18 protein-coding genes and 1 pseudogene are annotated in these 20,752 nt (G+C 54.8%); 11 read left to right on the forward strand and 8 right to left on the reverse strand.

The window, feature by feature from the left end:
• Positions 1-2: 2 nt before the first annotated feature.
• The 3 genes and pseudogenes from betB to ACZ1HF_RS17515 all read left to right on the forward strand — a co-directional run bounded on the left by betB (position 3) and on the right by ACZ1HF_RS17515 (position 3,837).
• Positions 3-1,457 (forward strand): betaine-aldehyde dehydrogenase, encoded by a 1,455-nt coding sequence (gene betB, locus ACZ1HF_RS17505; RefSeq protein ID WP_472658715.1) that lies wholly within the window; start codon positions 3-5, stop codon positions 1,455-1,457.
• Positions 1,457-3,114: pseudogene (gene betA / locus ACZ1HF_RS17510) on the forward strand (choline dehydrogenase). Before betB ends, betA begins: the two are co-directional and overlap by 1 nt.
• A gap of 72 nt (positions 3,115-3,186) precedes the next feature.
• The gene (locus ACZ1HF_RS17515) at positions 3,187-3,837 is read left to right on the forward strand and encodes a thermonuclease family protein (protein WP_472658716.1); all 651 of its coding nucleotides are present in this window, start codon (positions 3,187-3,189) and stop codon (positions 3,835-3,837) included.
• A 301-nt stretch (positions 3,838-4,138) separates the two neighbouring features.
• Here the strand turns inward: ACZ1HF_RS17515 and ACZ1HF_RS17520 are convergent, their stop codons facing one another.
• Positions 4,139-4,531, reverse strand: a complete 393-nt coding sequence (locus ACZ1HF_RS17520; protein ID WP_472658717.1) for an alpha/beta hydrolase family protein — start codon at positions 4,529-4,531, stop codon at positions 4,139-4,141.
• A gap of 176 nt (positions 4,532-4,707) precedes the next feature.
• Between ACZ1HF_RS17520 and ACZ1HF_RS17525 the strand changes: the two genes are divergently transcribed.
• Positions 4,708-5,669, forward strand: a protein-coding gene (locus tag ACZ1HF_RS17525; RefSeq protein ID WP_472656335.1) for an IS630 family transposase whose coding sequence is annotated in 2 segments (ribosomal slippage) — positions 4,708-5,052 and positions 5,055-5,669 — 960 coding nt in all. Because the reading frame shifts where the segments join, the coding sequence is not laid out codon by codon here.
• 49 nt (positions 5,670-5,718) lie between these two features.
• Here the strand turns inward: ACZ1HF_RS17525 and ACZ1HF_RS17530 are convergent.
• The gene (locus ACZ1HF_RS17530) at positions 5,719-7,092 is read right to left on the reverse strand and encodes a helix-turn-helix domain-containing protein (protein WP_472658718.1); all 1,374 of its coding nucleotides are present in this window, start codon (positions 7,090-7,092) and stop codon (positions 5,719-5,721) included.
• A gap of 352 nt (positions 7,093-7,444) precedes the next feature.
• Here ACZ1HF_RS17530 and ACZ1HF_RS17535 point away from each other — a divergent pair, with 352 nt between their 5' ends.
• A complete protein-coding gene (locus ACZ1HF_RS17535; RefSeq protein ID WP_472658719.1) occupies positions 7,445-7,750 on the forward strand; it encodes a hypothetical protein in 306 nt (101 codons plus the stop codon).
• A gap of 313 nt (positions 7,751-8,063) precedes the next feature.
• Here the strand turns inward: ACZ1HF_RS17535 and ACZ1HF_RS17540 are convergent, their stop codons facing one another.
• From ACZ1HF_RS17540 to ACZ1HF_RS17555, 4 genes are all read right to left on the reverse strand, one after another.
• On the reverse strand, positions 8,064-8,831 hold the full coding sequence (locus tag ACZ1HF_RS17540; RefSeq protein ID WP_472658720.1) for a DKNYY domain-containing protein: 768 nt from the start codon (positions 8,829-8,831) through the stop codon (positions 8,064-8,066).
• Positions 8,828-11,116 (reverse strand): xanthine dehydrogenase family protein molybdopterin-binding subunit, encoded by a 2,289-nt coding sequence (locus tag ACZ1HF_RS17545; protein WP_472658721.1) that lies wholly within the window; start codon positions 11,114-11,116, stop codon positions 8,828-8,830. The genes ACZ1HF_RS17540 and ACZ1HF_RS17545 overlap by 4 nt, the downstream gene beginning before the upstream one ends.
• Before the next feature lie 119 nt (positions 11,117-11,235).
• Positions 11,236-13,650: an ATP-dependent helicase HrpB gene (gene hrpB / locus ACZ1HF_RS17550; RefSeq protein ID WP_472658722.1), complete on the reverse strand. Its 2,415-nt coding sequence runs from the start codon at positions 13,648-13,650 to the stop codon at positions 11,236-11,238.
• A gap of 40 nt (positions 13,651-13,690) precedes the next feature.
• Positions 13,691-14,422 (reverse strand): DUF3108 domain-containing protein, encoded by a 732-nt coding sequence (locus ACZ1HF_RS17555; protein ID WP_472658723.1) that lies wholly within the window; start codon positions 14,420-14,422, stop codon positions 13,691-13,693.
• Between the two features lie 72 nt (positions 14,423-14,494).
• Between ACZ1HF_RS17555 and meaB the strand changes: the two genes are divergently transcribed.
• From meaB to ACZ1HF_RS17580, 5 genes are all read left to right on the forward strand, one after another.
• The gene (gene meaB, locus ACZ1HF_RS17560; protein WP_472658724.1) at positions 14,495-15,517 is read left to right on the forward strand and encodes a methylmalonyl Co-A mutase-associated GTPase MeaB; all 1,023 of its coding nucleotides are present in this window, start codon (positions 14,495-14,497) and stop codon (positions 15,515-15,517) included.
• A gap of 190 nt (positions 15,518-15,707) precedes the next feature.
• Positions 15,708-15,995: a 50S ribosomal protein L28 gene (gene rpmB / locus ACZ1HF_RS17565; protein ID WP_472658725.1), complete on the forward strand. Its 288-nt coding sequence runs from the start codon at positions 15,708-15,710 to the stop codon at positions 15,993-15,995.
• Positions 15,996-16,123: 128 nt separating this feature from the next.
• Positions 16,124-16,477: a hypothetical protein gene (locus ACZ1HF_RS17570; RefSeq protein WP_472658726.1), complete on the forward strand. Its 354-nt coding sequence runs from the start codon at positions 16,124-16,126 to the stop codon at positions 16,475-16,477.
• A gap of 43 nt (positions 16,478-16,520) precedes the next feature.
• The gene (locus tag ACZ1HF_RS17575; RefSeq protein WP_472658727.1) at positions 16,521-17,015 is read left to right on the forward strand and encodes a copper chaperone PCu(A)C; all 495 of its coding nucleotides are present in this window, start codon (positions 16,521-16,523) and stop codon (positions 17,013-17,015) included.
• A gap of 103 nt (positions 17,016-17,118) precedes the next feature.
• Positions 17,119-17,556 carry an NUDIX hydrolase gene (locus ACZ1HF_RS17580; protein WP_472658728.1) on the forward strand — a complete coding sequence of 146 codons (438 nt, stop codon included), beginning with the start codon at positions 17,119-17,121 and terminating at the stop codon, positions 17,554-17,556.
• Here the strand turns inward: ACZ1HF_RS17580 and ACZ1HF_RS17585 are convergent.
• The gene (locus tag ACZ1HF_RS17585; RefSeq protein ID WP_472658729.1) at positions 17,529-17,843 is read right to left on the reverse strand and encodes a hypothetical protein; all 315 of its coding nucleotides are present in this window, start codon (positions 17,841-17,843) and stop codon (positions 17,529-17,531) included. The genes ACZ1HF_RS17580 and ACZ1HF_RS17585 overlap by 28 nt on opposite strands.
• 80 nt (positions 17,844-17,923) lie before the next feature.
• Entirely contained in the window at positions 17,924-18,667 is a 744-nt protein-coding gene (locus tag ACZ1HF_RS17590) for a leishmanolysin-related zinc metalloendopeptidase (RefSeq protein WP_472658730.1), read from the reverse strand.
• 199 nt (positions 18,668-18,866) lie between these two features.
• Between ACZ1HF_RS17590 and lepA the strand changes: the two genes are divergently transcribed.
• Complete coding sequence (gene lepA, locus ACZ1HF_RS17595) at positions 18,867-20,666, forward strand: translation elongation factor 4 (RefSeq protein ID WP_472658731.1); 1,800 nt, start codon at positions 18,867-18,869, stop codon at positions 20,664-20,666.
• Positions 20,667-20,752 lie beyond the last annotated feature (86 nt).

Genomic DNA, 20,752 nt, shown 5'->3' on the forward strand with positions numbered 1-20,752 from the left:
TCATGACCAACGCTCAACCCAAAGCCAGCCATTTCATTGGTGGAAAATACGTTGAAGACACCGCAGGCACTGAAATCCACTGCGTTTATCCCGCCACAGGGGAAACTATTGCGACACTCCATGCTGCTACGCCGCCAATTGTCGATCAGGCTCTCGAAGCTGCAAGAGAGGGGCAAAAAATCTGGGCTGCGATGACCGGCACCGAGCGCGGTCGTATCCTTAGGCGGGCGGCCGATATGATCCGGGACCGCAACCGTGAACTGAGCGAGCTTGAAACGCTCGACACAGGCAAACCCTTGCAGGAAACACTTGTTGCCGACGCGACCTCGGGCGCGGACGCATTGGAATATTTCGGTGGTCTGGCCGCAACCCTGACCGGTGAGCATATTCAACTCGGGCAGGATTGGGTCTATACGATCCGCGAACCGCTTGGCATTTGCGTAGGCATTGGCGCTTGGAACTACCCCACGCAGATCGCTTGCTGGAAAGGCGCGCCCGCGTTGGCTTGCGGCAATGCGATGATCTTCAAGCCTTCCGAAACTACCCCGCTTTGTGCCCTCAAAGTGGCCGAGATTCTGTATGAGGCCGGGCTGCCTGCGGGTGCCTATAATGTCATCCAAGGCTACGGCGAGGTCGGCGCGAAACTGGTCACTGATGCGCGCGTTGATAAGGTCTCGCTCACAGGCTCTGTACCCACGGGTCGCAAAGTCTATGCCGCAGCAGCTGAAGGTATGAAACATGTCACGATGGAGCTTGGCGGCAAATCGCCCATGATCGTCTTTGAGGACGCGGATATCGAGGATGCGGTCGGCGGTGCTATTCTGGGGAATTTCTATTCCTCCGGCCAGGTCTGCTCGAACGGTACGCGCGTTTTTGTTCACAAAGCGATCAAGGACAAATTCCTCAAGCGCCTGAAAGACCGCACCGAGGCGGCGGTGCTTGGCGATCCGATGAATGAGGCAACAAATTTCGGTCCAATGGTCAGCAAAGCCCAGATGGACATCGTTCTAGGCTATATCAACAAGGGTGTTGATGAAGGCGCAAAGCTGATCACCGGCGGCAAACCCGCTGATCGGAAAGGCTTTTTCATTGAGCCGACAATCTTTGCTAATGTGACCGACGACATGACCATTGCACGCGAAGAAATCTTTGGGCCCGTGATGACCGTCTTGGATTTCGAGGCCGAGGAAGAAGTCATCGCGCGGGCCAACGACACGCAATTCGGTTTGTCCGCCGGGGTTTTCACAAAGGACCTGACACGCGCCCACCGCGTTATTGCGCGGCTTGAGGCCGGGTCGTGTTGGATCAACACCTATAATCTTGCCCCGGTCGAGGCTCCGTTTGGCGGGGTCAAGGCCAGCGGCGTGGGCCGTGAGAACTCCAAAGAGGCGATAAACCACTATTCTCAAGTCAAATCCGTCTACGTCGCGATGGGTCCGGTCGAGGCGCAGTTTTAATGCAGGCCGATTATGTCATCGTCGGTGCAGGCTCTGCCGGGTGCGCGATTGCTTATCGTCTGGCCGAGGCCGGAAAATCTGTGATCATCATTGAATATGGTGGCACCGATATTGGCCCGTTCATTCAGATGCCTGCCGCCTTATCCTACCCGATGAACATGAAGCGCTACGATTGGGGCTACAGCACCGAGCCGGAGCCGCATCTGGGGGGCGCAGCCTTGTAACGCCACGTGGCAAGGTCATTGGTGGGTCAAGTTCGATCAATGGAATGATCTATGTACGCGGCCATGCCTGTGACTATGACACGTGGGGCGATATGGGGGCTGATGGCTGGCGTTATGCCGATGTGCTTCCCTATTTCAAACGTATGGAGTCTTGGGATGATGGGGGGCGCGGTGGTGATCATGCATGGCGTGGCAATGACGGCCCGCTACATGTCACACGCGGGCCCGGTAAGAACCCTTTGACGCAGGCTTTTATAGAGGCAGGCAAGCAGGCGGGTTATCCTGTTACGGGTGACTATAACGGTCAGCAACAAGAAGGCTTCGGCCCGTTTGATGCGACGATCCATAAGGGGGTGCGTTGGTCGGCGGCCAATGCTTATCTGAAGCCCGCTTTGAAGCGCGATAATTGCACATTGGTCTCTGCCTTCGCACGCAAGGTCGTTATCGAAGATGGGCGCGCCACAGGTGTCGAAATCTCTCGCGCTGGCAAGACCGAGGTAATCTCGGCCAATGCGGAAGTCATCATTTCGGCGTCTTCACTAAACTCACCCAAACTGTTGATGCTGTCAGGCATCGGGCCAGCGGCCCACTTGCGTGAGCATGGGATCGAAGTGGTCGCAGATCGTGCCGGGGTAGGGCAGAACCTTCAGGACCATCTTGAGCTGTATCTTCAAATGGCGGCGTCCCAACCGGTTTCGCTTTATAAGCACTGGAACCTTATGGGGAAGGCTATGATCGGGGCGCAGTGGCTCTTTACCGGCACCGGACTTGGCGCGTCGAACCAGTTTGAGTCGGCGGGCTTCATCCGTTCTCGCGCCGGTATCAAATACCCCGATATCCAGTATCACTTCCTGCCTATTGCTGTGCGTTATGATGGTCAGGTCGCAGCAGAGGGCCACGGGTTTCAGGCCCATGTCGGGCCGATGCGCTCGGTCTCTCGCGGGGAGGTTACGTTGCGGTCAAGCGATCCGACGGATGCCCCGAAAATCCTGTTCAATTACATGTCTGACCCGTCGGACTGGGAAGATTTCCGAACATGCATCCGACTGACCCGCGAAATCTTTGCGCAAGACGCGTTCAAACCCTATGCGAAGCACGAGATTCAACCGGGTGCCGACGCGCAATCCGATGAGGCGTTGGATGATTTCATCCGTGAGCATGTTGAAAGTGCGTATCATCCTTGCGGCACAGCCAAGATGGGGCGGCGCGACGATCCGATGGCAGTGGTGGACCCGGACTGCGCCGTGATTGGCGTGGATAACCTACGCCTTGCAGACAGTTCGATCTTTCCGCGGATCACCAATGGCAATCTGAATGGTCCATCCATCATGGTAGGTGAAAAGGCCGCAGATCATATTCTGGGTAAAACGCCCCTTGCTGCGGATAATTCTGAGCCGTGGATCAACCCCAATTGGGAAACGTCGCAGCGGTAAGCAGGTCACAGCGGTTTCAAAGCTTGCTCAAGGCTGCTTGCGGGCAAGCCGAATACCGGGCATGGATTCGGTATGTTAAGGGTTTGTTTACCATTCTTTCTGGCGCTACTTTGGGCGCTTCCTGCGGTTTCTGACGTCTCGGGCCGTCTGCGCGTGATCGATGGCGATACGTTTGACGTGGGCGGCGTAAAAGTGCGGCTCTTTGGCGTCGATGCGCCAGAATTGGATCAAACCTGCCGGACCGATACCAGGCCTTGGAAGTGCGGCGCTTGGGTCAGGGCAGAGGTGAAAGCGCGCTTTGGCGGACAGATTGCCGAATGCCATGAAGTTGATACGGATCGCTATGGGCGCATCGTCGCGCGCTGCTTCGTCAAGGGGCAGGATATGGGCGAAGTTCTGGTTTCCGAAGGTCTGGCTTTTGCTTATCGTGCATATTCTGCCGATTATACCCTTGCAGAGAAAACTGCGGCTATCGCCAATCAGGGGCTATGGGCGTCCGAGTTTGAAACCCCGGCAGAACATCGCGCAAAACAGGTCCGGGGCAGCGTCGCTGCAAATCCGAATTGCCAGATTAAGGGTAATATCTCGGCCAGTGGCCGGATTTACCACATGCCCTACAATCGCGACTATGCGCGCACACGTATTTCCCAACGAAAGGGCGAGCGCTGGTTCTGCACCGAGGCAGAAGCCCGTACTGCAGGATGGCGGCCTGCGCGGAACTAAAAATTAAAGCCTGTCTATGTAGTCGAATAACACTTCTTGTGTGTTTTGGGTCCAGACATCATTGTGGCCCGCTCCTTTGACTTCGTGCAAAGTTTTCTCAGGGCTTCCGGCCATGTCAAAGACCGCGCGACCATGGGAAATGGGGATCAGAGCGTCTATTTTGCCATGTAGAACCAGTAGCGATGATGTCAAAGAGGGCGCTGCGTCAACGCTGCGCCATTTGTTGACCATCAGACCGGTTAGAAAGCTTAAGGGATGGCCCAGATCGTGGGCTACATCACCAAGTGCGGTGAAAGGGGCCTCAAAAGATCACAGCCGCAGGTGGTCCGGCTTGCTGCGCCTTTTCAGACGTAATTATTTGTAATGTCACAGCAGCGCCGATGCTTTCGCCATAAACCACAGGTGCAACAGCCGCACCCGTCAATCGTCCATCTTGCAAAGCAGTGTAAAGATCGGTCATGGCGCGGGTTATCTTACGCTCACTCGGCCAACCCGATGTTCCAGAGGAGCCGGGATAAGCCGGTGCCACGATACCGTACCCGCGATCTATGAACAGTTTGAACCGCGCTTGCCGGTTAGCAAGGTTGCCGGCATTGCCATGCATATACAAAATGGTCGGCTGTCCATCCTGTGCCGGCGCGGTCCACACAACGATATCAACGCTATTTTCCGTGCGGAATGTTGTCTCAGACATTGACGTCAAGCCGATATCTGTCGGGTTCACCTGCACTGGATCGAAAGGATAAACGATCTTCCGTTCCAGCACGAAGAACGCAACAACCAACGCTAAAGCGGTTTGCGTTTGATCTGAATCGAAGGGGGATTCACACGGAGCTGTTTGTGTGCTTCACTTCCTCTGGGAGGTGGATCATGGGCAAACCCTACTCTTTGGACCTTCGGGAACGGATTTGCGCTTACATTGCCAAGGGAAACTCAGCGCGTTCGGCTGGGCGGCTTTTTGGAGTTAGCGCTGCGACGGCGGTCCGTTTTGCGGCAGAGCATCGTGAACGCGGCGCGATAGCGCCCAAGCCTCAAGGCCGCCCGTCTGGTCAATTTGGCAAGCTTGCGCCGCACCGGGATTTTCTGCTGGAGATCGTGAAGGCCGAACCGGATATCACGCTCAAGGAACTGGCTGCTGCCCTCCTGCAAACACATGGCGTAGACGTTCAGCTATCGTCGTTGCACCGCGCCCTCCATCGCGCCGGGCTTTCATATAAAAAAAAGGACTGATCGCGGCAGAGCGTGATCGGCCCGTGGTGCGTCAAGCCCGCCGTGACTGGATCACGCGCCGTCAGCCCCGCATGCGCCAGGAGCCGCACAGACTGGTCTTCATTGACGAGACGGCGGTGAAGACCAACCTCACACGCCTGCGCGGGCGAGCTCCAGTCGGGGAGAGGCTCTACGGCACCGCTCCCTTTGGCAGATGGGGGACGCAGACATTCATTGCCGGTCTGACGCAAGACGGGCTGATCGCTCCTTGGGTGATCAATGGTCCGATGAACGGACCTACCTTCGACACTTACGTCGACACACAGCTGGCTCCAGTGCTTGATCCCGGAACAGTCGTCATCCTCGACAACCTGTCCACCCACAAAAGCCCGCGCGCCGCCGAAGCCATGCGCAAGCGAGGCTGCTGGTTCCTGTTCCTGCCCGCCTACAGCCCCGACCTAAATCCGATCGAAATGGCCTTCTCCAAACTCAAAGCGCACCTTCGCCGCATCGGAGCAAGAACTTTCGATGCCTTGTTCGAGGCTCTTGGCGATATCTGCAACATGTTCAATCCAAACGAATGCTGGAACTTCCTCAAAGCCGCCGGATACGCCTCAGATTAAATGCAAAACGCTTTAGAAGGAAAATTCCTGTTAGTATCATCCGTTTCAATCAGTCCACCTTATACGGCAAAACATCTCTGAAATTATGGTCAACACTTAGCCTGCTTTCCAATGGCGGAACAGAGCGTTGGTGGCAATCGGTTCGCGCACAGATGCGGCAGGAAATTCCGATTGGCTCAAAGGCTTCCGGTTTCGCGGGCATCAAGTCGTCTGCATAAACAAGAGCTTTGGCATGGGTGATCTCGCAACCCAGAGCGATAGCGTAACGGCGGGTCGGTGCTTTGAAGCTGCCACCCGGTTTTGACACATCGCGCGCCAAAGATATGTAGCGCACGCCATCGGGCGTTTCAGCAAGCTGCCTGAGAAAACGGCCAGGCGTCTCGAATGCGCGGTGGACGTTCCACAAGGGGCAGGCCCCACCAAACCGGGCGAATTGCAGATGCGTTGCCGAATGGCGCTTCGTGATGGTTCCGGCTTGATCAACACGCACAAAGAAGAACGGGATACCTTTCGCACCGGGGCGTTGCAGTGTGGACAGGCGATGCGCCACTTGCTCAATCGACGCACCGAAATGGTCAGCCAGCTGTTCCAGATCGTGGCGCATATCCTGAGCCGCTTGCAGGAATGCGGTGTAGGGCATTAGCGCAGCACCAGCGAAATAGTTGGCCAGCCCGATTTTGGCGATATGGCGGGCCGTGTCGGATTGGAACCGTGCCAGATCAAGGGTGGCGTCCAGCAAATCATTCTGCGCCAACAGGGCAATTTGATGTAACATTTGAAAGCGTTGCGTCGATGGATCGGCGCGCGCCGACAAAGTCAACACGCCCTTGTCATAGTGGCGCAGGGTCGCGGTTTCCGAATAGTCCACCTGAAAATCAGTAGGCGGGTTGCGCAGAATATCTTGACCCAACTGGCTTGCAAAATGCTCGGCCGCACGATCCACGGCATCAATGTAATTGTCGCAATAGTGGAAGAAATCGCGCACTTCTTCCCAAGCAGAAGGCTGTACGCGCGCATCTTCACGTCCCAACGCTTCGTCCAGGGAGGCCAGTCTTTCGTGGGTTTGGCGATAAGCTCGATGCAATTGTAGAAAAGCCCGCGCCAGATTAGGCGCGTTTGAGGCCGTTAGGCGCAAGTCAGCCAGTGGCGGTTCTGTATCCGTGAACACCGGATCGGCCAGTGCCTCGCGCATATCTGTCACCATACGTTCTGCATCGCCGGTAGACAGTTGTGTGACATCAAAACCGAACTCTTGTGCCATGGCCAGAACCACGCTGGTAGACACGGGGCGGTTATTGTTCTCCATCTGATTAAGATAAGGCAGCGAAACGCCCAGCTTTGTCGCAAAGGCTTTTTGAGTCAGCCCGAGTCGTGTGCGCAGTTCACGCAGCTTAACGCCTGCATAAAGCTTCTGGGTGGGCATTATTAATGGCCTTTGCAAATTTGCTGCGTGAGTTCTAATCTTTGCAAATATAGATGTGCAAGGGGATTGTGGCGATTAGATGCCAGACCCTGAGTCAAGTTATAAAGGCACTATCGTATCAGTTGAAATGATATTGGCGAAAGTATGACTTCAGAGGTGGGTATGATTACCTAAGTAACCATACGAATTTATCCACATACCTTTTCCGTAGATAAGACCGTTGAAACCGTAGTTGTTTTCGATCTGTGTTCCGGGTTGGTGAGTGTCAAAGTGAATGTATCGGAACACAGATTGTCTTCAGCGCGGTTTCTGGTCAGCCAAATGGCTGATCTATCATTAGGGGTAAGGACAAATGAAAATGACTGATGTGTGGAATTATGGTGTAGGGGCCGCATTATGTGCTGCAGCTCTTGTTGGATTGGCAGTAATGTCTTCAGCTGCAGAAGCTGGTGAGATCACGTTGACCTCGACCGATGGGACAGTGACTGTACACGGAGACTTCGTAGCTTTTCAAAACGACAGTTATGTCGTTGATGTAAAATATGGTAAAGCATATGTGCCTGCAAAGCTTATCAGATGTGAAGGCGTCGATTGCGTGCCCTCTGAAATAGCTGATCGGACGGCATTGCCTGTGGCTTTGTCTTCATTTGATGAGTAAATTACAGCGTTTGACTTACCGAGTATGGTGGCCAACAATGCATGCATTGTTGGCACTGGTTTATCTCCTTGGAAATTCAGTCAGTTTTCAACAACTGCCTGTACGTGTTCGCGTTGATGAACACCCACCACGCCGCCCAGCGCCGCGCCGACCCATGTGATGAAACCGGGTCGGCTTATGCCAATGTTTAGCTTTGCAATGCCGTCATTGAAATCGGAAAACTATATCCGTATTCTCCTGCTCGCTGGGTAATATTATTGGAAAGCCTTACTGCTTTAAGCATCAGATGTGTTGGTTCGTTGCTTTTTGCTGGTCAGGCTCTCTTCGTGCCGACGAAGGCTGAAATTTTATCTCGTGCAGTGCCATCCTTCAGCACTTCGAAACTATCAACATCTGCGCCCTGTAAGCGAAATTCCATCCAATACACGTTTTTCCCGTCAGTAGAGTAGGGATGTTTCAGTGGCTTCCAGTTCGATGGATGGACGCTGCCCAGTTTCTTAGATCCAAAATATACGCCATTCGCATCACTGGAAAATCCGTTTTTGCCCATGATCCAGGTTTTCGGGTCAGCACCTTTCAACTGCGCCCCTTCATAGTAGCAATACTCGGCGTCCTTTACAGCAAAGATCGGGTGTTTGCCTGTCTGTTCCACCAGTTCCAGCGTCATAGGCGACATGCATTTCGCAATAACCCGGCCGCCATAATACGCAAACTTCACATCACGGGCATAGCTGTTTCCCAGAACCTTAAAGCCTTCGATAGTATTGCCTTTCAGCGGTTTTAACGAAGTCTCGTATTCGTAATAGGCAAAGTTTCTATCGATGAAGTAACCATCGTGGACTGGCTTAAAGCTATCTCGGTCAATTGATTTGAGTGTGGACCATGCATTGTAAATATAGTTCTTATCTCGGGCTATAAAGTCCGAGCCTTCAAGCAGTTCAAAGCTGTCTACATCCGCGCTACGGCTAGGGCGCCCCTGGTGGACAATTTTCCCGTTTATAATCTCCCAATACGAGGCATCGGGGTCATATTTTGTAGGGAGCTTCTGCCCTGGCAAATCTATCAGCTTTGTCCAATTCATTCTGCCGCTGCGTGTTGTTCATTCAACCAAGACCAAACCCGCATGGGCGTGAACGGCATGTCCACGTGGTGCACGCCGGTTTCCCAAACCGCGTCTAAAGCCGCATTCGCAACAGCGGCCAGCGCGCCTACGGTGCCTGCCTCTCCGCAGCCCTTCATGCCAAGAACATTAGCGGTGGACGGCACAGGTTCGGAATAGAACGCAATCATTGGTATATCATCTGCGCGCGGCATCCCGTAATCCATGAAAGTCGCCGTCAGAAGCTGGCCATCTTCATCATAGACGACATGCTCGCTGATCGCCTGACCGATGCCTTGCACAACGCCCCCATGCACCTGCCCCTCGGCCAGCATCGGGTTCATCAATACGCCGAAATCATCAACGACGGTGTATTTGACAACCTGTACCACACCGGTAGCCGGGTCGATTTCCAGCTCGCAGATATGGCAGCCATTCGGGTAGCTGCGACCGGGCAGGGTGGTTGTTTCAGAGATTATCAGCAGATTATCTTGACCTGCCTCCCGTGCAGTATCGGCCGCTTCGATCAAGGTCATCACGACGTTTGACCCTTCAGCTCTGAAAGCCCCATCCTCAAATGCGACCTCTGGCACGCCAAGCTGGTCAGCCACAAAAGGTTTGAACCTGTCAATGAGGCTTTCACCGGTTTTGCGAATGGCAGAGCCTTGAGTGGTTACTGAGCGCGACCCCCCGGTGCCGCCACCTTTGGCGATCTGGTCGCTATCGCCTTGCACAATCTCGATCTGATCCAGCGCGATGCCGGTATATTCATTCAGAAGTTGGCGATAGACCGTCTCGTGGCCCTGACCGTTGCTTTGTGTGCCAACATAAAGCTTTGCGCCGCCAGGTACGAATTCAACCTTAGCGGTTTCTTCGGGGTCGCCCAGGATGCTCTCGATGTAATAGCACACACCGAGGCCCCGCAGTTTGCCCTGCGCCTTCGACGCTTGTTTGCGGATGGCAAAGCCCGCTGTATCCGCTTCCGCCTCTGCGCGGCTCAGCACTTTGTGAAAATCCCCTACATCGTACAGTTCACCCGTCACAGTCGTGTAGGGAAACTTATCAGCAGCAATGAAGTTTTTCCGCCGCAACTCCATCGCATCGACACCCAGAACTCTTGCGGCATGATCGATCGCACGTTCCAGTACATAAATCGCTTCGGGCCGCCCGGCCCCGCGATAAGCATCGACCTGTGTGGTGTTTGTATAGAACCCGCGATTACGGAAATAGGCGGTTTGCACGTCATAAGTGCCCATCAGCACTTTCGCAGCCAGATCGGATTGAATGTATTGTGCGAAGCCCGAATTATAGGCGCCCAGATTACAATCTGACAGAACGCGGTAGCCAATAATCTTGTGGTCTTTATCAAAGGCCAACTCGGCCAATGATATCAGATCACGCCCACCATTATCGGACAGCATCCCCTCGGTGCGCTCGGCTTGCCAGCGTACAGGTTTGTTCAGCATCTTGACGGCGAAGGCTACGCAGAAATATTCCGGGTAATCAAAAGCTTTCATGCCGAACCCGCCGCCCACATCAGGGTTGGTGACACGAACATCCTCGGCCTTCATGCCAAGCGCTTTGGAGACAGAGCCTTTGAAGCCCCAGACCCCTTGCCCCGAGAAAGCCGCATGCAGACGGTCGCCCTCCATCTCGGCAAAACAGCCGCGCGGTTCCATGGAATTGGCAATGATACGGTTATCGGCAATTTCCAGTTTGGTGGTGAAAGCGGCAGCTTTGAACGTGGCTTCAGTTGCCTCTGCATCGCCAATATCCCAGTCATAGGCCAGATTGCCGGGGGCTTCAGGATGAATCTCTGCTCCGCCTTCTGCAATGGTCATCGAACTTGGCAAATCGTCATAATCGAATACGATCAATTCCGCCGCATCCTTGGCCTGCTCCAATGTTTCGGCAATGATGACGGCAACCGCCTCGCCGACAAAACGCACGCGCCCGGTGGCAAGAACAGGTCGCACAGGGGCAGCACCCATCGAGCCATCGCGGTTCTTGATAATCGCAGCGCCCATCTGATTGGGCACATCTGCCTGAGCCAATGTCTCGGCCGTGATGACCAGATGCACACCATTGCTTGTCATAGCATCGCTGACATCCAACGCTGTAATCTCCGCATGGGCAACGGGTGAGCGGAACACATAAGCATAAAGCGCACCTTCTGGGACAATGTCGTCCATATATCGCCCCGCGCCAGTTAGAAAGCGGTTGTCTTCAAAGCGACGAATGGGTTGCGATGTTCCGAATTTAGACATGGGCGTGCCTCCTGAATACCTGCAATGGGGACACTAGCGGGATGGCTCCGACTGTCCAGAACGATTGCAACTTCCAAATGGGAAAAATACCTATACCCGGTCTCCAGTAATGCCACGGGTCAGCTGCCTCTTGGTTTCGTCCGCAAGGTTGGATCAGCAACCGTAGGGTCTTCGGGCCAAGGGTGGCGAGGGTAGCGCGCACGCATTTCCTTTCGAACATCGGCGTAGGAACCGCTCCAGAATCCCGGCAGGTCTGTTGTCACCTGCACAGGGCGTTGTGCGGGTGACAGTAAGGTGATTTTCAAAGGTGTTTTGCCCAATAATATAGGGTGCTTTGTTACGCCAAACATTTCTTGCAGCCTGACCGAAAGCTCGGGAGTCTCTCCTGAATAATCCAGTGCGACCTCTCGGCCTAGTGGCGTTCGGAAACCGGCTGGCGCAAGCCGGTCCAACTCTTGTAGCCCATCCCATCCCAAGCTGGCATGCAACGCATCGACCAGCGAGACCTGTTTCAAATCTTCTGCGCTGCGCAACCCTTGCACGAAAGGCAACAACCAGTCTTCCAATGTTGCAAGCAACGCCTCATCGGACCAATCGGGCATTCCGTCTTGCCCTGCCACGGCCTGAACACGGGCGCGCAGCAGACGGGCTGATTTTGGCCAGTTCAGACAAGTCAGACCCAAATCCCGCACGCCTTCCAGCAGAGCATGGGCAAGCGCGTCGGGCGGTGCGTCCTTCCATGTTTGGTCGGTCAGCACCAAGGCACCAAACGTCTCTTGCCGTCGTGCCAGAACCTTGCGGTCCCGTCGGGACCAGTGGCAGGTCTCGACCCATATGATTTGTTCAAAGAAAAGCTCTCGCAACTCAGCCTCGCTGATCGAGGCGGCCAGTCGCACTTTAGCGTCCCGCGCGTTGCCATCCAGATCGGTTGCGACGATCAGGCGTTGCCCGGCAAGCGTATCACTGTTGTCCAGCACTGCGCCCTTGCCACCAGACAGCACGAAGCGCGCAGCATCGCCGGGTCTGCGCAACCCAATGCGGTCAGGATAAGCAAGTGCCGCCATCTGCCCAAGCGATCTTTGCGGCCCTTTGGCAAAGCGGGTCAGCCGTTTTGCTTCTGCTCTTATACAGGATGTGATGGCGGGATTGCCCTGCCGATCTTCAAGCGCGCGCATCCTAAACCCCAGATCGCTGCCAGCTTTGTGCCCCAAGGGGTCGCGTTCGGCCAATAAACCTGCCAACAAGGCCCCTTTGGGGTCTGAATTTACCAACATATGCGCTAGTCTTGGATGTAATGGCATTCGCGCGATGGCCTGACCATGTTCGGTGATCCGGTTGCCCGCATCCAAGGCACCCAGTACGTGTAAAAGCTTCTGGGCCTCAATATACGCTCCCTTCGGTGGTGTAGTCAGAAATGCAAGTTCCGCAGGCTGCGCGCCCCAAGCGGCCAGTTCTAAGGCAAGACCGGTCAGGTCCGCTGCCTCAATTTCTGCCGGTGGAAAGGCGGGCAGGGCACCTTCTTCGGCCTTTGTCCACATACGGTAACAGACGCCTTTAGCAATCCGCCCGGCACGGCCCCGGCGTTGGGCAGCTTCGGCGCGCGACACCTTTTCTGTGACAAGCCGCGACATGCCTGATCCGGCATCAAAACGCGCGCGGCGCGACAGGCCCGCATCGACGACGACATGAATATCTTCTATGGTCAGCGAGGTTTCCGCAATCGAGGTTGCAAGCACCACCTTACGCGCTTTTGATGGCGCAATCGCTGCGCGTTGCTCGGCAAAGGGCAAGGCCCCGAAAAGCGGGCGCACAGAAATCTCATCAGGCACCTTCAGTGCACTTGCAACCCGCCTGATTTCCCCTTCGCCGGGCAGGAACACCAGCACGCTACCTTCGGTTTCGGCCATGGCCTGCTCGACCAATGCAGTGACAGAAGTTTCAAACCGTGCTTCCTTGCGTACCGGGCGTGGCAACCAACGGGTCTCAACAGGAAAGGCTCGCCCGTCCGAGGTGACAATCGGCGCGTCGTCCAACAATGCGGCCACGGGTTGCGCGTCCAATGTTGCCGACATGACTAGTACAAGCAGATCATCGCGCAGGGCTGCGCGGGCCTCCCAAATTAATGCAAGACCCAGATCGGCATTCAGGGATCGCTCGTGGAATTCATCGAACACTACCGCACCAACCCCTGATAATTCCGGGTTGGACTGGATCATCCGCGTCAGTATTCCTTCGGTCACAACCTCAATTCGGGTGGCCTCTGAGACCCGAGCTGCGCCTCGCATCCGGTAGCCGATTGTATTACCCACGTCCTCGCCTAACAGGGAAGCCATTCGCTCTGCTGCTGCCCGTGCTGCAAGACGGCGGGGTTCCAGCATCAGTAACCGGCCTGCAAATGCTTCTGCCTCCAGCAAGGCCAATGGCACGCGTGTCGTCTTCCCGGCGCCGGGTGGGGCCTGTAGCACGCAAACACTCCGGTCCGCCAAGGCAGCAATCAGCGGCGCAAGCGCGTTTTCTATAGGTAGGCTTTCCATCGGCGCTATCTCTAGCGCGGCGATTGGCTGGCGTCAGCCCTTATTGCCGGGTCATCGTGGCATTGCCGTAAAGCGTTTGTGTTACGACTTTTTCTACGCGGTAACGCCCATCGGCTGTCTTGGAATAATAGAGATTAAACGGAAAGCGCGATTTCTCGGCCATATCTTCTGCCGAAAAGCCCTTCAGACGCCGATATTCACCATTGCACAAGATCATATCCCCCTCGGCCCGGGGCGATCGGAGCTGCACCTGAGATCGTCGTTTGCCATCAAACATCTGGACGCTCAGCTTGCAGACCTGATCGGCATCTACATCGCGGAAGGCAGCATAGATAGCTGTCAGCGGATCGACAGTGCCGCCTTGGGTCGACGGGTCCAGCGCATCCGGACCCAGATCACGGGGCGGGTTGTAGGATTTCACCTGCGGCACACCGGCTTTGTAGACCATCGTTGCGTCGGATTTGCGTTTCCCGGTATCGGCGCTTTCTTGGTACTTGCTGGGACGAAATCCATTGGAGCTTACACGGCCCTGGGACTTGGCTGTGTATTTTACCTTTGCGACCAGACCCACAAGGCCACCGCTTTGCAGCACACCGCTGGCAGTGTAGGCGTTGCCTTTTTCGGCCCCGTAAATGGTCAGGTTTCCTGCGCGGACACCCCTAATGCGGACATCGAATACAGCATTCGTAACGCCATCTGCATAGGCGCTGACAGGGGCCAATGCAGGCAGCAATGTGCCACAGACTGCCAGAATACTTAGTGCTCGTTTCATGATTGCCTCGTTGCAAATTCTCTTCGCTCGGCGTCATATTGATGCGGAACGGGGAAGATAACAGCCCCTGTCATGTTAAAACAAGCGAAAGACCGCCATCTTTTGAAACATATTGAAGAACTGGGCGCACAGATACAGGCAGGCAATCGACGCGCGCTGGCGCGGGCGATTACTTTGATCGAAAGTGCCCGCGCTGATCATCGCAAAGAGGCGTTGGCCCTGATCCAGACTCTGCGCGGAACCGGCAGACAAGCCTTGCGCATCGGTTTGTCCGGCACGCCGGGTGTAGGTAAATCAACCTTTATCGAGAGTTTTGGTTTGATGCTGACAGGGCAGGGGCTGCGTGTGGCAGTGCTGGCTGTGGACCCCAGTTCGACCCGGTCTGGTGGATCGATCCTTGGCGACAAAACCAGGATGGAGCGTCTGTCCCGTGATCCCAACGCCTTTATCCGTCCCTCGCCTAGCCAAACCCAGCTTGGGGGCGTCGCGCGTCGCACGCGGGAGGCTGTTACTTTGTGCGAGGCTGCAGGTTACGATGTGGTGCTAATCGAGACAGTTGGGGTTGGACAATCGGAAACCATGGTGGCCGAGATGTCGGATCTGTTCGTCCTGCTTCTTGCCCCGGCTGGTGGTGATGAGTTGCAAGGCGTTAAACGCGGTATCATGGAAATTGCGGACCTCATATTGGTGAACAAAGCCGATGGCGATCTGAAAGCCGCCGCCACCCGCACGCAGGCTGACTATGCGGCCGCTCTTCACCTTCTGCGTAAACGCGCGCAAGACCCGGAGGGTTTTCCGAAAGCACTGACAGTCTCGGCGTTGGAAAATCAGGGGCTTGAAACCGCTTGGCGTGATATAAAAGCTCTGTCGGACTGGCGCAGGGAACATAGCCACTGGAACAAACGACGCGCTGCGCAGGCCGTTCATTGGCTTGAGGAAGAAGTCCGCTCTGGCTTGTTGGCGCGCTTGACTGACGATCCGGCTATACGCGCACGGATGGAACAAGCTGCCCAAGACGTAGCAAGTGGTGCAATGCATCCTGACTTGGCAGCGGCGGAGATACTTAACCGGCTTTTCCCGACCTCTGCGGATTAGAAACCTTTTGACTATATAGCCAGCGTGAGATGCAAGGTACATGCATCTTCTTTGGCCTTATGTTTCAAGTCACAAATCCCCATTCCGCACTTGACGCATCTAGAATCCCCCGGTAGATCAGCCAGACAGAATTCAGGGCATCGCACCGGCGGTGCCTTCACTCATTTAAAGACCCGAAAAGGAATGACCGATGTCTCGCGTCTGTGAACTTACCGGCAAAGGCCCGATGGTTGGAAACAACGTCAGCCACGCTAATAACAAGACCAAGCGTCGCTTTCTGCCTAACCTGAACGATGTGACCCTGACGTCCGAAACGCTGGGCCGTTCTTTCAAGTTCCGCATATCTGCGGCAGCACTGCGTACAGTGGACCACCGTGGTGGTCTCGACGGTTTCATGACGAAAGCCAAGGATGCTGAACTGTCTTCCAATGCGCTGAAGGTAAAGAAAGATATCGCGAAAGCTCAAGCCGAAGCTTGATCTTCTTGGGCCAGTTAAGGATGTGCGGCCTTATTCATTATGGATGGGGCCGTTTTTCTTAATTCTGTAGTCCACCCACACGCGGCTTTCTGACAACTTGGCATCGCTGAAAAAACGGTCTACCCATCGTGACGATGTTTATGTTGCGCAGCTATATCCTAATGCTTTTGACCGCTGCCATGGTGCTGACGTCCGGTGCTATGGTATCTGCACGGCATATGGACCGAACCGGTACGCTTATTGTCATCTGTGCAGGCGGTGTTCTGTCTACGGTCGAATTAGGCCCGGATGGGGAGCCGTTAGAGCCAGCGCCCATTTGCCCGGACTGCATGCTGCACCTGCTTGCGCTTGGGCCGAAGCCTGTGGTCGTGCCGGTTCATCAAGCCGCGTTCAGCTATGTAAAACGCCTGACTACCGTCTTAAACTTGTCTTCGTTTGAAAGCCCGCGCCCTGCTGCCCGTGGCCCACCTGTTGAACTTTAATACCCTTAAGGTCAACAATTTCAGACAAGACAAGGAACAAAAAATGTCTTTCAAAACTTATGCTTCTGCTGCAGCTTTCGCCCTGTTTGCGCTGCCTGCATTTGCCGGGGACGCCAAGATCATGGTGCAGGATTCTTATGCGCGCTCTTCCAGCCCCGTCGCCAAAACCGGGGCGGCTTTTATGCAAGTAATGAATCATAGCGAGCAAACAGATCGTCTGATCAGTGCATCCTCTGACGCTGCGAAGCGGGTAGAGCTTCACACCCATCAGGATGTTGGCGATGGCGTTATGAAGATGATTCATGTGGAAGAAGGGTTTGAGGTCCCTGCGGGCGAGATGCTGACCCTGGAACGCGGCGGCAAGCACGTGATGTTGATGGGGCTGACAGAACCGTTGAATGATGGGGAAACAATAGCCCTGACCCTGACCTTCGAGAAAGCCGGCGATATCGAGGTTGAGGTGCCAGTTGATCTAACCCGCAAGCCGCAAGCCGGCGCCCACGGGGACCATGGCGCACATTCTGGTGGCGACAGCTGATATAAATTATTTGCCCCCGCCATGCCTATATTGGAGCAGGGCGGGGGCGACCGGATTAGTCTGAACCTTTTTTCTGCAGGAATATGGATTATGGAACTACTGCATGTGTTCTTCAGATATCCAAAAGGTCTCCCCTGTAATTTTGCGCGGCATACACGCTAAGCCGGAAATCTTGGCGTTTCAGCATCCGCTGGCAGGTCTTCAACTGGTTAAAGGTACGCTTGAGCCCGAGGAAACCGTCGCACAAGCCGCTGTTCGAGAACTTTGGGAGGAAAGTGGTGTTTCTGCTAAGGTGAGCGCACTTCTTGGAATGCATTTGAATGGCGCGCCGTCCGTACCTTGGCACTATGTACTCTGCACGGCGCAACCTCTTCCAGATGGCTGGTCCCATTGGACCAAAGATGGTGGGGGCCTTTTCTTTCGATTCTTTTGGCACCCTATTCACGACGATGATGTGTCATTTCACAAGGATTACCGACATGCTCTGGCGTTCATTCGTAAGGTGATAGCGGATCAACTCACTGGCCTGCCACTGCAATAGCTCTTCGCGTTTGCGCCAAAGGCTTTGTAACGCTTCCAGAAACTTTCATGGCTGCTGTTATCCGATTGACGGATTACTTGTGCCTGATGCGGGTCACGGAAAAACGTCGCGGCCAGTTTTTGGTCCTGACGGCTCAACGTCAGATCAGCGACCTGTTGAATGCAATTGCACAGGGCAGGATTCGCTGCAGACCTGTCCGACCTATTACAAGCATTCTCAATAATTCTGGCCTGCGCCGCTGTGGCTGCCATAGCCAGCACTACAGCCACGATAACGGGTCGTATCATTGGGTTTTCCCTCTTCCTACTCACCTCCACCTTGGCAGAGTTTGCCTCAGGCATGCAGGAAAAACAATTCACAATAGCCGTTATTTCCCAAGCGTGACCGGCTCCGGTCGACCCATACGGCACAGGTCACAAATCCGCACGGCCTCGGTGATGCCCATCTCGGCCAATTCACGGAATGATGGCAAGGAATATTCATCCGCGGCGGCGTAATTCACCTGATATCCCATATCCTCAAACGCGGCCACAGACAGGCGGCTAAGCGGGCGGTTTACCCCGGATAGAAAGCCCGTCAGCAGTTCATCCCCAAAGATCAGCTCACGCCAATGACCTTCGCGCGTTCCCGGCCCGCCGGTATTGGCAATCGGTACGGCCCCTGTGCCCGTCCCGCCGACCAGTTCTGCGTATTCCCGCGTAGCGTTTGCGCCAGTAAATTGCGGGTTGTTCGTACCACTATTTCTGACCAGATAAAGTTTCTGCCATAAGGTGCCGAAGCCCAACACATGGGCCATTTCATGCAGCACGACATCCTCGAAACTGTTTTCCCGCTCTAGGCGTGCGACATCAGCGCTGTCAAATTTCATCACGCCTTTGAGGGGCAAGGCATTGACAGGGCTCAGAACCGTTGGCCCGGCCTGACCCAAAACACCTGAATCCCCGTCGATTTGTATGACAGAGGCCTCAATTAAAACGCCATCGATTTGCTGCCCTTCGACATAGACGGGCTGGAATTCGGTCTCAATCACCTCATCCCACCGCTGCGCCGCCCGCTGAAACGCTGCATGCTGTCGGTCCGAGACAGAGCTGAGATATTCAACGGTAATCATGAGACTGCTCCTGTTTTATGAGTTTCTATAACAGATAAGCCTTCGCCTGTCGCAACCAAGTCGGCGATGGATTGAATGGCCAGTTTTTGCCAGATCGTCAGGAAACGATGCCGAAAGCGTAACAGGTTGTGTGTGCACAACTTGAACCCACCAATCGAGACAGCTTGACCGCCCCCACATTCCGCCGCATATCATCCCTATGACTGACCTCTTACATATTCGCAATTTTTCTATCGTGGCCCATATTGACCACGGGAAATCCACCCTTGCTGACCGGCTTATCCAGGAAACCGGCACGGTCAAAGACCGCGACATGAAAGAGCAAATGCTCGACAGCATGGATATTGAGCGCGAGCGTGGAATTACCATCAAGGCCAATACTGTCCGGATCGACTATCGCGCCGATGATGGGCAGGATTACGTGTTGAACCTGATCGACACGCCGGGTCACGTGGACTTCGCCTATGAGGTTAGCCGATCCATGCGCGCGGTCGAGGGCTCGCTCTTGGTTGTCGACAGCACTCAAGGGGTCGAAGCGCAGACGCTGGCAAATGTCTATCAGGCGATCGACGCAGATCATGAGATCGTCCCTGTGCTCAACAAGATCGACTTGCCCGCCAGTGATTGTGACCGTGTGGCCGAGCAGATTGAAGATGTCATTGGTATCGATGCGACCGGTGCAATTCAGGTCTCTGCCAAGACGGGGCAGGGTATCCACGAAACACTTGAGGCCATCGTCACCCAACTTCCCGCGCCCAAAGGGAACCGGGATGCGCCTTTGAAAGCTATGCTGGTGGATTCGTGGTATGACGCCTATCTTGGCGTCATCGTTCTTGTCCGGATTATCGATGGTGTGTTGAAAAAGGGCGAGAAAATCAAGTTCATGTCCAACAACACGATCCATCATGTGGATCGCATCGGTGTCTTCAAGCCCGAGCGTGAGGATATCGGCGAGCTTGGCCCCGGTGAGATTGGCTTTCTGACGGCGTCGATCAAACAGGTGCGCGATACCCGTGTCGGGGACACAATTACCCATGAAAAGAAAGGCACGGGCACGCCGCTGCCAGGCTTCAAACCATCGCAACCCGTGGTGTTTTGCGGCTTGTTCCCGGTCGATTCCGCCCAATTCGAAGACCTGCGCGATGCGATCGAAAAGCTTGCATTAAACGACGCGTCATTCAGCTATGAGATGGAGACCTCCGCCGCGCTGGGCTTCGGCTTCCGTTGTGGTTTTCTGGGGCTTTTACATCTCGAAGTGATCCGCGACCGAATCGAGCGGGAATATGACATCGAGCTGATTACCACTGCGCCAAGCGTGATTTACCACATCTACATGCGCGACGGCACCATGACCGAGCTGCACAACCCCGCTGATATGCCCGACCTGACCCATGTGGACCATCTCGAAGAACCGCGCATCAAGGCCACGATCCTTGTGCCGGACGATTATCTTGGGGATGTCCTGAAGCTCTGTCAGGATCGCCGCGGTATTCAGGAGGATCTGACCTATGCGGGCAGTCGGGCCATGGTGGTTTATGATTTACCGCTCAATGAGGTCGTGTTTGATTTCTATGATCGACTGAAATCCGTTACCAAAGGCTATGCCAGCTTCGATTATCAGATGACTGGCTACCGGCAGGACCGATTGGTCAAAATGCAGATTTTGGTAAATGATGAACCCGTGGATGCCCTGTCTATCATGGTTCATCAAGACCGGGCCGAAACCCGTGGCCGCGCAATGTGCGAAAAGCTCAAAGATCTGATCCCGCGCCACATGTTCAAAATACCGATTCAGGCCGCTATCGGAGGCCGTATCATCGCCCGCGAGACCCTCGCAGCTCTGCGCAAAGACGTGACTGCCAAATGCTACGGCGGGGATGCAACGCGTAAACGTAAGCTCTTGGACAAGCAAAAAGCCGGTAAGAAAAAGATGCGCCAGTTCGGGAAAGTTGATATCCCTCAGGAAGCATTTATTTCGGCATTGAAGATGGACGGGTGATTTCTAGAAGCCTTATTTGTATATCTGCTACAGCTATTAGAAACAGGTGTAATACCTATGAAAATACGTTCGAGACAGTAGACTTC

Source organism: Litoreibacter sp. GN1-5 (genome assembly GCF_055693805.1).